At 50.9% G+C, this 17,001-nt stretch carries 14 protein-coding genes; all 14 read right to left on the reverse strand.

Annotated features, from left to right (window positions below; translation table 11 throughout):
* Positions 1 to 33: 33 nt before the first annotated feature.
* On the reverse strand, positions 34 to 879 hold the full coding sequence (locus IE064_RS04555; protein WP_189616824.1) for a carbon-nitrogen hydrolase family protein: 846 nt from the start codon (positions 877 to 879) through the stop codon (positions 34 to 36).
* A complete protein-coding gene (locus tag IE064_RS04560; RefSeq protein WP_229799855.1) occupies positions 803 to 5,107 on the reverse strand; it encodes a YhdP family protein in 4,305 nt (1,434 codons plus the stop codon). The genes IE064_RS04555 and IE064_RS04560 overlap by 77 nt, the downstream gene beginning before the upstream one ends.
* A complete protein-coding gene (gene rng, locus IE064_RS04565; protein WP_189616899.1) occupies positions 5,059 to 6,525 on the reverse strand; it encodes a ribonuclease G in 1,467 nt (488 codons plus the stop codon). The genes IE064_RS04560 and rng overlap by 49 nt, the downstream gene beginning before the upstream one ends.
* Positions 6,526 to 6,658: 133 nt before the next feature.
* Positions 6,659 to 7,243 carry a Maf family protein gene (locus IE064_RS04570; RefSeq protein ID WP_189616825.1) on the reverse strand — a complete coding sequence of 195 codons (585 nt, stop codon included), beginning with the start codon at positions 7,241 to 7,243 and terminating at the stop codon, positions 6,659 to 6,661.
* Positions 7,243 to 7,731: a rod shape-determining protein MreD gene (mreD, locus tag IE064_RS04575; RefSeq protein ID WP_189616826.1), complete on the reverse strand. Its 489-nt coding sequence runs from the start codon at positions 7,729 to 7,731 to the stop codon at positions 7,243 to 7,245. Before mreD ends, IE064_RS04570 begins: the two co-directional genes overlap by 1 nt.
* Positions 7,728 to 8,609: a rod shape-determining protein MreC gene (gene mreC / locus IE064_RS04580; protein ID WP_189616827.1), complete on the reverse strand. Its 882-nt coding sequence runs from the start codon at positions 8,607 to 8,609 to the stop codon at positions 7,728 to 7,730. The genes mreD and mreC overlap by 4 nt, the downstream gene beginning before the upstream one ends.
* 44 nt (positions 8,610 to 8,653) lie before the next feature.
* Positions 8,654 to 9,703: a rod shape-determining protein gene (locus IE064_RS04585; RefSeq protein WP_189616828.1), complete on the reverse strand. Its 1,050-nt coding sequence runs from the start codon at positions 9,701 to 9,703 to the stop codon at positions 8,654 to 8,656.
* A 225-nt stretch (positions 9,704 to 9,928) separates the two neighbouring features.
* Entirely contained in the window at positions 9,929 to 13,573 is a 3,645-nt protein-coding gene (locus IE064_RS04590; protein WP_189616829.1) for a DUF6701 domain-containing protein, read from the reverse strand.
* Positions 13,566 to 14,021, reverse strand: coding sequence for an MSHA biogenesis protein MshP (locus IE064_RS04595; protein ID WP_189616830.1), 456 nt, complete (start codon positions 14,019 to 14,021; stop codon positions 13,566 to 13,568). Before IE064_RS04595 ends, IE064_RS04590 begins: the two co-directional genes overlap by 8 nt.
* A complete protein-coding gene (locus tag IE064_RS04600) occupies positions 14,011 to 14,799 on the reverse strand; it encodes a PilW family protein (protein ID WP_189616831.1) in 789 nt (262 codons plus the stop codon). The genes IE064_RS04595 and IE064_RS04600 overlap by 11 nt, the downstream gene beginning before the upstream one ends.
* Positions 14,799 to 15,335, reverse strand: coding sequence for a type IV pilus modification PilV family protein (locus tag IE064_RS04605; RefSeq protein WP_189616832.1), 537 nt, complete (start codon positions 15,333 to 15,335; stop codon positions 14,799 to 14,801). The genes IE064_RS04600 and IE064_RS04605 overlap by 1 nt, the downstream gene beginning before the upstream one ends.
* Positions 15,283 to 15,792, reverse strand: a complete 510-nt coding sequence (locus IE064_RS04610; protein WP_189616833.1) for a type II secretion system protein — start codon at positions 15,790 to 15,792, stop codon at positions 15,283 to 15,285. The genes IE064_RS04605 and IE064_RS04610 overlap by 53 nt, the downstream gene beginning before the upstream one ends.
* Positions 15,793 to 15,844: 52 nt before the next feature.
* Complete coding sequence (locus IE064_RS04615; protein WP_189616834.1) at positions 15,845 to 16,357, reverse strand: type II secretion system protein; 513 nt, start codon at positions 16,355 to 16,357, stop codon at positions 15,845 to 15,847.
* 33 nt (positions 16,358 to 16,390) lie between these two features.
* Complete coding sequence (locus IE064_RS04620; protein WP_189616835.1) at positions 16,391 to 16,993, reverse strand: pilus assembly FimT family protein; 603 nt, start codon at positions 16,991 to 16,993, stop codon at positions 16,391 to 16,393.
* Between the last annotated feature and the right edge of the window lie 8 nt (positions 16,994 to 17,001).

The raw sequence follows: 17,001 nt of genomic DNA on the forward strand, positions 1-17,001 counted from the left end.
CTCTCTCAATGGGCCTCGGGCCCGTATAACTGGTTAATGCTTGGCTGGCGGCAACAATACCGGCAGCGAAAATCGATTGTGTTGTGCCACCGGCATGTGACTGCGGATCTTGTGCAGTTCGTCCAAATCCAGTCGTGCCTGCAACCAACCTGTGCCTTCTGGTAACTGTGCCATAATCTGCCCCCAAGGGTCGACTATCATGCTTTGGCCCCAGGTTTCGCGACCGCCTTGGTTATGGCAGCCCCATTGCGCGGCGGCCAGGACGTAACACTGGGTTTCAATCGCTCGCGCCCGCAACAATACTTCCCAATGAGCCACGCCGGTCACTTGGGTGAAAGCAGCAGGCACCAGTATGATCTGCGCGCCCGCCTGGCGCAATGCCCGGTAAAGATCAGGGAAACGCAGATCGTAGCATACCGACAGCCCGATACGACCAAATGGCGTGTCAACTACGCTGAGGTGATTGCCGGGGCAGAAAGTATCGCTTTCGCGGTAATGACGGGTATTATCACTGACATCGACGTCAAACAGATGCAGTTTGTCATAGTTACCTAACACTCGTCCTTTATCGTCAAACAGGTAAGTACGGCTATAAACCCTTCCATCGCCACTGGCTACCGGAATGGTACCTGCCGCCAGATACACCTGATGTTGTACTGCTAACGCAGATAATTGCTGCTGCAATGGCGTGTCATCACCGTTGCCAGCATAAGCCAACTGTTCACCTTCATGACCACCGAACAATAAGGCGCACTCAGGCAGCACTACCAATTGCAATTCGCCAGGAATACGCGGCAACTGCTCAAGCTGCGCGCTGATAAACGCTAAATTCTCTGCTGGCTTGTGGCTGCTCTGACACTGAAGAAGATTTACCTGCATCGGCGGGTTCCTCTGTGGGCTTTGGGGTCGGTTCGGATAATTTAGGTGCTGTGGGATTTGCGCCGTTTTGTTTCTCAGCCTTCTCCGGTTGCGCTTTAGTCGCGGCATCTGCCGGCGACATTACAGGCGGCGCAGTAACAGATGCATCGGCAGCAGGGGGCACGACAGTAGTGGCGGGAGGAATCGTCGTTGTCGGCACCCGTGGTTCTGTCGCGGCAGCACCGGCGGCACCATTGCCAGCAGGCTGTTCAGACGCTGGCAAAGCACTTTTAGGAATTTCAATCTCTTTGCTCTTTCGCTCCAACTCTTCCAGTTTAGGTTCTGACATGGTGCCAGTGAGGCGGAAGCGAATTTCTGAAATAACCTCAATGACTGGCTCCAGCACCTTGGTTAACGCAAAGGCGCCTATGCCCATCGTCCAGGCGCTGGTACTGAGCAAAACCACGGTCGGCACACTGGATGCCAGCTTGGGCGCAAAACGGATGTCGTAGTTGAGGCTTTCGGTATTAAGGTCAGTATAACCGCGGACTTTCATGTTGCCGGCGATGGCATCCATTTCGGTGTTGGTGGTTTTGACCATGCCGTCATCGATGTGTAAATCGCCACCAAAACTATTAAAATACAACCCTTTACCAAATACATCTGAAAAATCCAGCGACAATTTACGCAGCAGTGAATCAAGGCTGAACAGCGAGAAAATGCGTGCACCTTTATCACTGATCTGCTCCATGTGACCTTTACCTAACTCAAAGTGCACATCGCCGTTTAACGTCGGCAGATTGAATGCTGTCGGGCCGCCGCGCCAATCAAGTGTCGCGTTAAGTTTTAGCGGTGATTCCTTAACCCCTGGATTGCTATCAAACAACTGCGCCAATTGTTCAAAATCGGGTGAGTCTATGTTGAAACTCACCTTAGTTTGATTAGCGCCATCAGTAGACAACCAGTCACCCTGCCCTTCCAGTTTGCCTTGCGGGGCAGACACCGATAAGGTCTGAATATGATAACCACGCAGCGCTGGAGCACTCTGCAACACCAAGTGACCCAACGCAATGTTCTGGAAACGGAAATCATCCACATCCACCGCCAGTGGCGGCAAGTCATCCGGTTGTTGTGTCGCGGTCTTCTCGGCAATATCGGCCGCACTGCCAATCGGTTTTAGTGGGTTCAGATACAAACGAGACGCTTTGAGTTTCAGTCCTTGCCGATACCAATCAGGGAAGATCTCCACGCTGCCAGAAAATTCTGGCGACAACCCTTCAAACTGCCACGACTGCCCGGTTGGATGAGCAGTCATCTGCAATTGGGTGAATCTTTGCCCCAATAGGCTGAGGTCGTTGATGTTGGCCTGAATGCCTTTGAGTGCCGGGAAAAAACTGCCATCGACAGTGTTTTGAACAGCGCTTTGCGGGTCACGCTGCAACTCAGCCGTGGATGGTGGCGTCTGCGGCACAGTTGTCGCAGGTTTGGCTGGCGCGGCATTGGTAAAAGCGGTAATCACCGGCAACCACTGGTCAAAATCGGCATGGTCTAAATCCAGCCGCAGTTGACCACCGTCTTTCACTAATTGATCACCGCTACGGAATAACCGACCTAACAGCAAATCGTAATGCTTCAGACGATCATCGGAGTCTGCCGTAAAGCCGCCCCAAAACTCTGCCTTGTCACCCGCCTTAATCCCTAAAGAGGCTTGCTGATCATCACCTAGCAGTTCTGCCTGCAACGTCAACGGCGCTCCTTTAGCTTTAGCAAACGGTGCAGGTAATGACAGCGCGGTATTGGTCAAATCGGCATCCACATTGGCCTGTAGCGTGTAGCCGCTATCATCAAAAATCAGTTGCAGGGCACCATTCCAACTGCTGCTCCCCTGATAGAAAGGTGTCAGCGGATTTTCTAATTCTGGCGGCAGACGCGATAATTGCCAGTTACCTTTAGCATGCACATTGACCGCAAATTTATCGTTCTGATCGCCGGTGGTGAAGTCGATGTTAGTGGGCTGCCCATACAGTAAGGCATTGACCCCTTGCGCCGTCACCACCTCGTTATGAAAACTGACAGTGCCATTAACTTTGTTGAGTTTTATCCCTGGCTTACGGATATACACAGGGGTATCGCGGAAAATGACCGTTCCCTGAATATCCGGTTCGACCCCCGCATATAACGGAATATCCAGTTGTAACTTGCCTTCCACTGTATCCTGGATTTTTACGGTATCCAGAGTCGTGCCAACACTGTCTTTAAGGGGAGACTGCTGCATCACCGCAGCAATATCCCAGCCCTTGGCGGCAATGCTAGCATCGACCAACAGGTGACTGTGCGATTCAAGACTGGGAATGATCACGTTGGCACCACTGATATCCACGTTCAGCAGTTTTCCGGTCAGCAGTTTGAGTTCCATCCGCGCATTGTCAAATAACCCGTCGAGCTTGAGCCCTTTGACCATGGGCCAGTCTGGCTGAAATGCAAACTGCGCTTCATCCATAGTGAAGCCAGCCTGGAATACACCGCTATGTTCTGCAAAAGGAAACTCATTGAGCGCCCCTCGCCACACCACAGCCGCATTTTCACTGTGGCCAGTCTTCAGTGCCTGTTCCAGATACTGGCTCAGATCTTCACCCATTTGCCGACGCGGGAAATAACGCCCGGCGTTATTGGCATCATGCAACTGTACTGAAGCCGCCAGCGCCATGCTTGGTTCATCGTGTAAATCCAGCCGCAATGCGGTATCAAACTGTAAATCGTCGTTACTCGCTTGCAGTTCTGACACAAACAGCTGCATAGTGTTGCTGTCAAAGCCTATCGAAAACGCCGATATATCCAATGCTAATGGTGCCTTAAATTCTTTCGGGATATCCACCTGGTAATGCTGGGCGGGTAAAGCGGCGCTCAAATAGCCAGCGCGCCACCCCAGACGCAAATCGACGGGCGTCATCCCCGGCAATTCCCCTGCCGCATGCCACGCCAGTCCGTGCACCGGCAACGCCGCTTGCCAGTCTTTATCGGCGCCACGATAAATTTGCAAAGGTCCGAACTCGCCCTGCGGCTGCATTAGTAGCAATTGCTGCAACTGTTCACGCTCAATGCCAGGAAGTATCGGTAATAGCGGGGTCAATTGCTGCAACTTAATGCTGCTCATACTACCGAATAGTTGCTGCTGTTGTTTACGTAACTGAACTTGTAACGGTTGCCACGGCTGACCGTTTGACTGCAACTGCATATCCTGGCTCTGCAACTGCCAGCCATCTGGCTGCGGTTGCCAACTAATACTGCCGCCATCAATGGCAAAACGTTGTGACTGTTTATCCAGTGACCATTGGAACCAAGAGGGACTAAAACGGATCAATCCGGAACGCAAGGAACGCTGGGCAAATTCCACCCAGCCCTCTAAGTTGAGCACACCCTCTAACGGAATGTCGGCCAAACTCGGTTGCGCTTTATTCTGTTCAGAAGCCCAACGCCCAATATCCAGAGATTGTGCCTGCACATAAGCCTGACCACTAATGCTATCGGGTTTATACCCATCGCCGCTGAGATCAATACGCAGGGTAAGATGCTGTTGTGCCTGCTGCGAGTCATCAAGATATAACGCCCCACTGCCCTGATGTATCTCGCCATGATTTAACCAACGCAGATTGCCGATATGGATCGGGCGATAATGAATATCGCGCGACAGCAACTGTATCGTGGCATCGCCAACAGAAAAGCGTTCCAACTGTTCCAGCAACAGTGCATACAACCAGTCGATATTACTGCCGGAGCCTTGATGACCAGTTGCCGCGGTATCGGGGGGATTTAACTGATCCAGATCCAGCGCCAGTTGCACCCCATTAAAAATGACGTTCTCCACTTGAGGTTTGGCGGTCAGCAGGGTTTCCCAGAAATCCAGTTTTACCTGCACATTCTGCACAACCAGTGTCACCGGCAAGTGTTCCTGCTTGGGCAGCACCAATCGCTCCACCGTCAACGATGGCCCATAGGCCTGCCAGTGTGCCGAGAGTTGCCCCACTTCGACCCGCACCCCATAGTGCTGTTCGATGTAACTGGTCAGTTCCTGACGCACCAGATCCAACTGCGGTAACAAGCCGCGGATCAGACTCACCAACAAAGCAAACAGCAGCAGTGATACCGCCAGCAATTGCCAACAGAAGCGGCCAATTTTAGAGGGGCTAACGCGAAAATTCACTACACCATCACCACGTCGTATTTGCTCTGCACATACATAGGCTCGCACTGAATGCGCACCCGTTTGCCGATATAGACTTCCAGTTCGGCGACTGAATGCGCTTCATCTGCCGCTAACACTTCATAGACAGCGGGCGCACAGTAAATCAAGAATTCATCGGCCTGATAAGTGCGGTTGAGGCGGATAATTTCCCGGAAAATTTCATAAGAGACCGTTTCCACCGTCTTCATGGTTCCCGTACCACGGCAGGCGGGACATTCGCCACACAGCACGTGCTCCAGACTCTCGCGGGTACGTTTGCGGGTCATCTCTACCAGTCCAAGACCGGAAAACCCGGAAATATTGGTTTTCACTCGGTCAGCACTCAGCGCGGCTGTCAAACTGCTGAGTACCCGTTGCTTGTGCTCTTCTTTCAGCATGTCGATAAAATCAATAATGATAATACCGCCAAGGTTACGCAGCCGCAGTTGGCGGGCAATAGCTTGAGTGGCTTCAAGATTGGTGTTGAAGATGGTTTCTTCCAGATTACGGTGACCGACAAAGCCTCCGGTATTGATATCCACCGTGGTCATGGCTTCCGTTTGGTCAATGATCAGATATCCACCGGACTTAAGCTCAACTTTGCGCTCCAGCGCCCGTTGGATCTCATTTTCCACATCATACAGATCAAAAATGGCAGCCGGCCCAGTGTAATGCTCAATCTTGGCCGCGACATCGGGCATAAATTCTTGAGCAAATTGTAGCAACTCTTCGTAGGTACTTTGTGAATCGACTTGGATAGAGTCTAATTCCACACCAACAAAATCCCGCACTACTCGCACCGGCAGCGCTAAATCTTGGTATAACAAGGTCGCGCCCTGACGCTTGCGACGCTCGCTGACTTTAGCCCACACCCGCCGTAAAAACGCTGCGTCCTGCGCCAATTCTTCAGCGCCGACACCTTCGGCGGCAGTACGAATGATAAAGCCACCGTCATCATCCACGAATGGTAAAGTGATTTCTTTCAGTCGCGCCCGTTCTTCCTCAGATTCAATCCGTTGAGAAACTCCAACGTGGCTGGAACCCGGCATAAACACTAAATAGCGGGAAGGTAAGGTAATATCGGTAGTTAAGCGAGCGCCCTTGGTACCCAGCGGATCTTTCACCACCTGGACGATAATATCCTGCCCCTGACGCACCAGTTCGGCAATATTACGTACCACAAAATTGCCTTTTTCGGCGTCAGCCACACATTCGGTATGGGGAAAAATGTCCGAGGCGTGCAAGAAAGCCGCTTTATCTAGGCCTATATCGACAAACGCCGCCTGCATTCCCGGCAGTACCCGGCTGATTTTTCCCTTGTAGATATTGCCCACTAAACCACGCTTCATGCGACGTTCAATGTTGACTTCCTGTAAGACGCCGTGTTCCACCAGCGCCACTCTGGCTTCTGTCGGTGTCACATTGATCAGCAGTTCCGATCCCAGTTTTCCAGGAACCCTGTGGTTGGCTGTGCCGCTGTGTCTCACGTTAGACCCTTTAATGAATGCCGATAGGATGATTTTATCCACAGAAGGCGGGGAAATCTGCCAGAAATTGCGATTTTATGTCAACGCAACGCTACAACAGCTGCATCTTTTGTAACAGGATTCTGGTTTCCACTAATGGCAGGCCAACAACCGCAGAGTAACTGCCGTTGATACGGCTGATAAAACTGCCGCCGAGCCCCTGTATACCATAGGCACCGGCTTTATCCATTGGTTCCCCAGTGGCAACATATGCCGTTATCTGGGCATCATTCAAAGAGCAAAAAGTGACGTCAGTCGCCACCAACACTGATTCGCAATGATTACCGTCAGTCACCGCAACCGCCGTCATTACTTTATGGCTGCGGCCACTGAGCCGCTGCAACATGGCGCTGGCAGAAGCCGCATCTACAGGTTTCCCTAGGATCTCGTCATCCACGACCACTATGGTATCGGCACCGAGTGCAATACTCTCAGGACGGTGCCAGCGACTATGCCCTGCGCCTGCTTTTTCACGCGCTAGACGATTCACATAAGTCGCGGCCGCTTCTCCATGATGCCGTGTTTCATCGATATCGGTTGCCAATATCTCAAACGAAAAACCGACACTTCCTAGCCCCAACTGCGCTAACAGTTCACGGCGACGCGGCGAAGCTGAAGCCAACAACAACTGTTTCATTATTTAACCTTGTAACGGCGCCTTAAACGGCGCAACAACCAGTAAATCCACGGCCAGATAACTGTTCCAGAAAGTACGGGCAACAGTTGCTGAACCTGAAATTCACTACGGAAAATCACAAACTGCATCCAGTAGATAAGCAAATGGTACAACAACAGCAGAAACGCAATAATCAGTGCCTGTTGCCATATGGAAAAATTGCGCAGTTTCTGATAGTTAAGCACAATGACATAGATAACTAGCGAGAAGGTCAGTGAGCGGATCCCTAGATAGCTCCCCAGCAAAACATCCAGCACGGTGCCTAGTACCCAGGCCGTCAGAATATTGTAGCGATGGGGTAATGCCATCGCCCAGTAAATCATGATCAACAGCAGCCAATCGGGGCGAGAAGCATCGACCACTTCCGGTACTGGCATCAGCTGAAACAACAAGCCTAGGAGCATGGAGAACCACACCACCAAACCGCCACGAGTATTTTGCAGCATCATGGGGTTTCTCCCTGATTGGTGGCATCCTTGACCTCGGGAGGCGAAGAGTCAGTTGTGGGCGTTGGCTGTTGTTCCGGCCAAATCAGTAATAGGTAGCGGATACGATCCAATGCCGCCATGGGTTGCGCCATGACTTTCAAATAGCTCTGACCATCATCATTGGTGATAGAGATAACCCGCGCCACCGGATAACCTTCTGGGAAGCGGTTACCAAGGCCGGACGTTACCAGCAAGTCGCCCACTTTGATGTCCGTGCTTTTAGGCACATAGCGGACTTCAATCTCATCCACTTCACCCGTGCCATTGGCAATCAACCTGACATCGTTACGGGTAATGCGCACTGGCACCCCTTGCTCAGGATCCGACAATAACAACACTCTGGCGGTGAGCTCGCTTACCTGCACCACTTGTCCCACAATCCCCTGTGCATCCACCACCGGTTGGCCAACAAACACACCATCATGAGCACCGTGATTGATCACTACGTACTGATGAAAGGGATCGGAGGCCACTTCCATCACTTCGGTGACCATCTTACGGGAATCCATATGCACAGGAGAACCCAGCAAAGCCCTGAGCCGTTCATTTTCCTGACGCAGATGTTCATAACGCTGTAACCGTTCACTCATCAGCAACTGTTGACGTAGCAGTGCCTGATTTTGCTTACGCAGCATATCGCGGGTAGCAACAGCCTCGGAACTCCAATCGAGCAGTTGTCCGGGGACGTTGGCAAGGTATTGAATGGGACTGAGTAACGACGCCAGCGACTGTCGTACCGGCTCCAGCCGATCGTTAGCCAGCATCAAGATCACCGACAGAATAACTGCCAGTGTCAGACGGAACTGATTGGATACACCACGAACGAAGATAGGTTTCATCACAAAACCAAGGCGGTGATTACACCGCCTTGACTACCTGCCTATCAGGTTTCTTCCGAGAACAGGTCACCGCCGTGCATATCGATCATCTCCAGTGCTTTTCCGCCTCCGCGGGCCACACAGGTGAGCGGATCTTCCGCCAACATCACCGGAATACCGGTTTCCTGCATCAGCAGCCGATCGAGGTCACGCAGCAACGCACCACCGCCGGTGAGCACCATACCGCGTTCGGAGATATCAGAGGCTAACTCTGGCGGTGACTGTTCCAGCGCGACCATCACGGCACTGACAATCCCTGACAGCGGCTCTTGCAACGCCTCGAGAATTTCATTGCTGTTGAGGGTAAAGCTTCTTGGAACCCCTTCGGCCAGATTACGCCCACGGACTTCAATCTCCAGCACTTCATCGCCAGGGTATGCTGTACCTATGGTATGTTTGATACGTTCAGCGGTAGCTTCACCAATCAAGCTGCCGTAGTTACGGCGTACATAATTGATAATCGCTTCATCAAATTTATCGCCACCGATGCGCACGGAAGAGGAGTACACCACACCGTTCAGCGAAATAATCGCTACTTCAGTATTACCACCACCGATATCCACCACCATCGACCCGGTGGCTTCAGACACTGGCAAGCCGGCACCGATTGCCGCCGCCATTGGCTCTTCAATCAGATAGACTTCGCGAGCGCCAGCCCCCATCGCCGATTCTTTAATGGCGCGGCGTTCAACCTGAGTCGCCCCTACTGGTACGCAGACCAATACTCGAGGGCTAGGTCTGAAGAAACTGTTGTTATGTACCTGCTTGATAAAATGCTGCAGCATTTTTTCAGTCACATAAAAGTCGGCAATCACACCGTCTTTCATCGGCCGAATAGCCTGGATATTTCCCGGCGTTCTGCCAAGCATCTGCTTTGCTTCCATCCCCACGGCCGCAACGGATTTCTGTCCGGAGCTGTTACGCTCGGCGCGGATGGCGACCACTGAGGGCTCATTCAACACTATACCTTCATTACGAACATAGATAAGTGTGTTGGCTGTACCCAAATCGATCGAAAGATCATTAGAAAAAACGCCACGCAGCTTTTTGAACATGTAACTTGCCTGTATTCTGTGGAATCAGAAGAGAAGAATTAAAAATCAGCTAACTTTATCAATGCCACCCCCATACCACAAGCCTTGCTAGAGCAACATTTGCTAATTATTGGATTTTTTTTAGCTGGGTCGACACTGACACCGGATCACAGCATTGAGTACTGTAAAATGACGCAGATTACGCGCTGAGTTTCTGCAGCCGTCAAGTCGTTTATCATTTGTTAGTCAGCGCACTTCACGCCAGTTGATAATACGGTCATTGCCCCGATAACGACCAAAGTAGACGCTGGCTCGGGGATCTAGCAACTCACTGTTATTGCCGTTCCAGCCCCAATACCACTTGAGCCAGTCGTCCACCGCTAGCGGTGCCGTGACTTTGCCTTGATAACCACCATTAGCGTTCCACGGCAATTGCAATTCGCCATTGTTGAGTTTGCCGTCGCCTTCACGCTGGATACTCTGGCCGTTCGCCAAGGCCGGATCAAAAACATAACCAAGCGCGGCGTCAGTTACCTGAGTCTGTAGTGCGGGAGTTACCAGACTACAACTGTCGTCGCTATTCAACTGCCAACTACTGCCGTTCCAATACTGCGCCTGCCCCGGCATTAACAATTGCTGGTTTTCCGGCCCATAGGTATTGGCTAACACTATGCGGCCATGACGCATGTTGAGGGTACCTAGTTTGACCGCAGCTAAAGTTGGCATTATCTGCTCGCTATTTCGCATCATGGGTATCACATCTGGATCTACAGCCACCACGCCGACTGCCAGTCCCGGAAATGGTCCATCAACGTTTGTCGGCGCCAATCGCTGAAAACTGAACGTGCCATTATTGATGGTGATCTGCCCTTGATTCCAACTGCCACTAAATGCACTCATTCTGGCCGATAAATCCGTACCATTATTTTCCGCTTGCCAAGAGGGGATACCCTTGGCGAACTCATCGCGGTAATTAGTTGTTAACTGCGAGGAGGTGTTGACGGCATTCATCACCAGTTTTGTGACATTGATAGGTTGATCCATATAGGTAAAGCTACCACAACCCTCGGTAAGGGTAGCGCTTTCCACCGCAAACGCGGCCGGATAAAATCGGCCGACTCGGGCCTTATTACCCGCCGGGATCTTAAATGCTGAACTCCCTTCATAGGGTAAGTCGGTGGAGGCAGTAAAACCAAAAATCCCCACTTCACTGACGCTCTGATCCACCAATGTGCCGTCTGTGCCTATTTGCTGGCGGAACTGCTTGGTTCCTAATTCTCCGGGATTACCATTTATCGGGGCCAACAGCTCGTGCGCCATGGTGACACCATTCATAGCAAAGGAGGGCGTATCTGGGTTATCGCAGATGTCTGGATCATTGTCAGCGCTCCAGGCTTTGGCCTTCACCCGTAAATTGAAAGACTCACCGGCCTTTTTGTACGCGCTACAGCCTGCATAACTGTTAGCACTGCACTTAATTTCATCTTGGGGGGCAACGCACAGACCCACCGGGAAGCTGACAAAACTGCCAGCGCCATTCATCACCAGCCCTTGGTCATTACTGCTAATAGCGCCGGTGTAACGGGCATCAAGTTCGACTTTACCAGCGTCCGCATAATTCACATCAATGCTGGCTTGTCCGTGACTGTCAAACGCCAACGCCAAGGACTTGGCCTGGTTTTCGCCATTACCGATATTCGTCCAACTGGTTTGTCCCGAAGCTCTTAGCTGTACGTTATAAGGGTCTGCAATAACCTCGGAAATGTACTGACTCCAGAAACCCACCTGCCGGGTCACATTGGCAAACGCAGGCACACATTGAGCACTACCATCACTTTTTACAGCCTTAAGTAAAATACTACTTACTGGCTTTCCAGCTAACTTGTCAGGTATCGACAGCATAAAACCGCTGTCGGCAAAATTGAGCGTACACGCCGCACTGCTCACGGCACCACTGCCATTACGGCATAACGTCTGACTAAAGGCTTTGGTCAATGGATCTGATCCCTGCACCCCAACCGTGACATTACCCACTTGGGTATGCGCTAGGTCAACCGAGGTACTGCCGCCACTGAAACTCACCACATTATCCCCAATCCAGCCGCCCACACTGGTATCGGTCGGGGTCAAGGTAGCGCTCACCGCGCCGGTATACAGCGTGCTACAGTCCGCATTCATACAGGCTTTGAGCGTTAACGTTTGTGGGTTACAGGTCAGCGGCGTGCCTGAATAATCAAACTCAAAATGATCGATAAGCGTGTCAACTGGTGAGGATTTCAGTGCACAGATCTGTAAGTTATCCATCTCATGAATATTGGTGACACTACCGGTAGAGCCGGTCAAAGACAGCAAAAAATTATCCGGAGCCGCACTTTGTCCTGACTGTGAATTGACGTTAAACGAATCAATCAACGTGCTGTAACCACTGCCGGTATTGCGCTCAACTTTAACCACGGACCCGCCAGCAACTCGGGAGTCGATAGTAATACGATAGCGATAATTGCCATTATTGTTGCCATCGATGGCAGGAGACAGGCAGTTAGTACCCGTGTTATAGGCGCCATTGTTACAAGTACCGCGCAGATAGCGATAACCAGAGGTGCCACTACCGGAACCGCGGATCACCACCGACTGCCGCCGCGACCCCACATTGGTTGAACCGCCTTCGGCCGAGTAATTGCCGTATTCATCCAGACCAATCCCGAGCCAACCGCCCGCAAAACCGGGAATTCCCGGTTTAAAGCCATAGCCCAGCGGCCCACCGAAAGCACCGGGTTGTGGTGTCACTCGCGCATCAGACACCACCACCGCCATCCCATCGGCACCACTACCACCGTAGGCATAGTGATTAAATTCAATGGTGACCAAATTGTCATCGCCAGGAAATAGCCGCTGGTAGGTGGCTGAAGTTGCTTGGTTGGTAACACTTTGTGTTAAGCGCAATCGGCCATTCACAATCGAGGGAGTGAAATTGCCGCTACTGCGAGCGGCAACCCAATCGTCACTTAATGCATTACCAGAGAAATTATCGGAAAAACAGTTTAACGGCGGACTGGGCCGATAATCTTGATCATTAATCTTTGACGAAGAACTCATGAACAACGATCCGGTTGTGACTCGCCCATTAACGGTAGAATTACTATGCAGCCGTAACTCTCCATTGGTATACAGATAACCATTGAACAAGCTATCGCCAGTCAACTGAAAATCGCCATAACTCACTAACAGAACAAAACCGTCAGCCGCCGCATTGACTACGCCGCTATTAAGCTGCCCACCATTAACAAACAAGCGAGCATCGCCTTTGATGACAATATTTCCATTGTTATTGATCTGCAACGAATCAATCCAGTAGTCGCCACTGCTGAAAGTGACAGTGGCACCACCACCAATAGACAGACTATTGAGACGATATTCGTTTTGTTGCGCAGAAAAATCTAAATTACAGCGGCTATAAAGACTGATGTTACCGTATTGTGCATTGCCATCACTGCCTAACGTTATTGCATCACCATCACGGCAATAACCTATAGAACCACCACTTTGGTTACTATATTTAAAAGCATTATTTCCATTCAGCGGTAAACGCTCAACCGCACTACCATCAGTACTACAGTAATGACGAGTCCCCGTGGCAGTATCACAACCATCGCTGGGCATACCAGAACCCACATTAGCTGAACAAAAAGCTAACGCCGCCCCACCGCTGCCGCTAATCTTACTATTGTTATATTGGGCAAACTGCGGATAAGGGGCCGAACGACACGACTGATCATCCCACACCCCCTGAGCTACTGCCGGGAAATAAACATCGGTATCAATAGCATCAAAAGCCAGTGCAGAGGTGTTTAACCATCCCCATAATAGTAAGCAACTCAGTACTCTATTCACGGGCTTCTACCTCCACGCTGCGGCTAACGCGTAAGCATCGGGATTTATCGGCAGTGACATCAGTACAGGCATCGGTTTCACATACGGCGTCACTGTGCACTATATACTGGGTAATCCCGGCAACACTCTGACTGCGGCAACTGAGTGACACACTACAACCGTGAAAGCCGACAACATTTGGCACTGGCCAACTGCTGGAAACTGCAGCGCAAGTTGCCGCACTTCCACCTACCGGAAACAACTCGGCCAAGGCGGCATCAGCACCACTATTGGCCGCCGCAAATGCTCGCAAACTCCACACTTCCAGATTCACATCGTCATCGGCATTGTTGCCGATTCGGGTCAAAGCCAACGCCAGTATCGACATGATTACAATGACAAAAATGGCAATCACCAAGGCACTGCCCTGTTGTCGACGTTGCGGGATGGAGTACAGACTAGGGCACATTAAACACCTGCACCTGGTGCTGATAAGTAAATGATTCGCCTAGAATACTGAATCTAGGGCGTAACTGCACAATGGCATTATTGGTCAGGCTCGGAGGTGTCAACGCTAGCGGTAACTCCGCGACAAAATCATTACTGAGATCTTCCGCCATCAACACGCCGGTCACGGCTGGCGGCAAAGGCTGTGACGCCTGATAACCATAATTGCCGTAACGGCGGATCTGACCACTGGCAAAGAAACAATAACTCACAGGTTGCCAAGCGGCATACCAGCGACGGCCAGGAGACGCTTCAGCAAAGGCAACTGAACTATCAAACACGATTTCAGTGGTAGCACCTGTCGTGGAAGCGTTCTTGATATTAAAACGTTTATGGTTGGCAACCGTATAAACATCGGCGGTTGACAGCGGATACACCAGCAATTGCATGCCACTTTGCAGCGCAGTCTGCGGCGTGAAAACCTGCATGCGATCCGCCATCGAATCCGGTGCCATGGGCAATGACAGATAACTACCGGAAACACTGACAGGCAGAAACTCCACACATTGCAGATTGCCACTATCGGCCAAGCGGACGCTCCCCGGCACAGCATTTTGTAATTCACGGGTGAGCCGGCTCATGACAAAACGGCTGCTGCCAATAATGCGATCTGCCGCACTGGAGTCCATAAAAATCCGAGTGCCAAAGATAATAAAACTACTGACACCCACCACTAAGATGCCAAGAATAATAATCACCGTGACCAGTTCCACCAGCGTAAACCCTAGTTGCCGACGCATCAGTAGTTACTCCTGACGGCATTAAACTGGATAACCTCACCCGCTGGCGTCCCGACGATTACCGTAATCAATTTGGTATTGGCATCCGAACCAGGTGTCACAGTGACCCGCAAGGAAAATCCTGGGTAGAGATCTGCGTAATGCTGGTTACTGTTGAGCATTTCTGAACTTTCGTTGAGGCCGTTATAGTCATCAACATCATCATAGTCATTACGATTTTCGCCATCAGGTCCGAAAACAGTAGAACAGTTCACCCCATCTTTGCTACCACACGCAGGCACACCACCAAAACCACTGTTTTCATCATAGGCTTTACCCCAGATTTCATTCAGCACTGAACCTGCCAGTTCGCTGGCCCGCACCCGTTGTAGTGTTGCCGCGGCGCGGTCACTCTGGGGAAATAGCACGCTAGTCAGCAGCACAATGGCTATGCTCAACACCAACATGCCGATCACTAGCTCAATCAAGGTGAAACCTTGCCGCTCAGCCCTCATGGATATAGCCCTCAGACTCAATGGCAATCCCCAGTGTTTCATCAGCAATCACCTGCAAGCAGGCGCCGTTACAGCTCAGACTTCCGGGAAAAAAGATACTACGACCATCGCTATCAAACTGGATGGCAAAATTGACATTATGTTGAAATTCGAGATGTGAAGAACCACGAAACCATCGGGTATTATCTGGGTGCGGATCATCATCAGGAGGGTCTTCATCTGTGGGTTCACTAAAAATCAGGGTATTACAATCGCTTTGCAGATGATCGACCCGATAACCGGTGTCATTAACCAATAGCCGATAACAACGATCGGGATTGTTCACAGCAAGCATCTGCACCCGCCGTAACTCACTGATAACTTGCTGCCGCAAAGCGTAGGCGCTGAATGAACCAGCGCCGATAAACTTTGGTAACACTACCACCGACAGAATTGCCAGCAGCAGGATGGTGACTATCAGCTCAACTAGTGTGAAGCCTGATGTTGTAGCTGTAATCATGCACTTAGATTTACAGCACATACCAAGATAACCTCCACACTAAAAAGAACGATTAACAATCGGTTTTAGCTGGCAAAGTAATTGTAGGTTTAGCAGGAGCGGATGTCGCGGTAGTATCTGCGTATGTCAGCTTGCACGCAGATGGGGCGCCAGCCTGCCAAATTTCGACGCTTCCTGTTCCTTCTTTAATTACCCAGTCTCCGTTGGCACCAGTAGCGGTTGCTTTACCTGCATCACCAGCGTCAAATGTCAAATCAAGGCCTGCTTCCAAGTCACTTTTTGTTGCAGCCATATAACCGAAGATACCTTGCACATCAGCTGTGCCATCACCATTAAGATCGATGTTTGCGGCTGTTGCTTTATCTTTCTCTAGTCCCTGTAACGCAGCTTTTGAGTAAACTAATGAGTTTGCACCATTGATAGATGCAACCATACCTTGCAATGCAGAAAAACGAGCATCTGACTGCAAATTCAAAAACTTAGGCGCAGCTACTACCGCTAAAATGCCCAGAATGATGATCACCACTACCAGTTCGATCAGTGTAAAACCTTGTTGTTTTCTCATATAAAAACATCCCTTAAGCGTTTGTAATAAATGTTAGTTGGTAAAACTCAATACCTGACCGGTACCCGGATTATAGGTAATGCCTTTGGCACCAGAGGTGTTCAAATCCGGAGTCGGACTGGGAACCCCTGTCGCTTGATCAAGCGCCAGTGACGACACTTGATAAAACACACACAAGTCCAGATTATCCACTACCGTGCCATTGATGGCGGTAGCGCTGCCACCTGAACCACTGATAACCTGCACCACGTAGCGCTGCGCTTTGGCGTCCTGATTCACAAGCACATTCTTAGGAGCACTCTGCAGTACGGTGTTAAAAACTTCCTGGCAACTGGTGGTGGTCATGCCGGTCGCCGAGGTATTCGTTAAACCGGTGGGGTAACCAAAACGCGTATCCAGCGCCACCGTAGTACCGTCCAATGTGACATTACTGTTATTACGACCATCCACTTCCCATTGCGAACGCACAAAAGCTACCGCGGTAGCAAGGCCTCCGGTTACGCCTTCAAGGCTGGCGTTTTCCGCATCGTCGGTCACATTGAGAAACCTGGGGATGGCAGTTGCCGCCAATAGTCCCAAAATGACAATGACGATCACCAGTTCAATCAATGAAAAACCCTGTACGTTTCGTTTCATCTAACACT

The sequence above is a fragment of the Shewanella fodinae genome, from assembly GCF_014651955.1.
Lineage (GTDB): Bacteria > Pseudomonadota > Gammaproteobacteria > Enterobacterales > Shewanellaceae > Shewanella > Shewanella fodinae.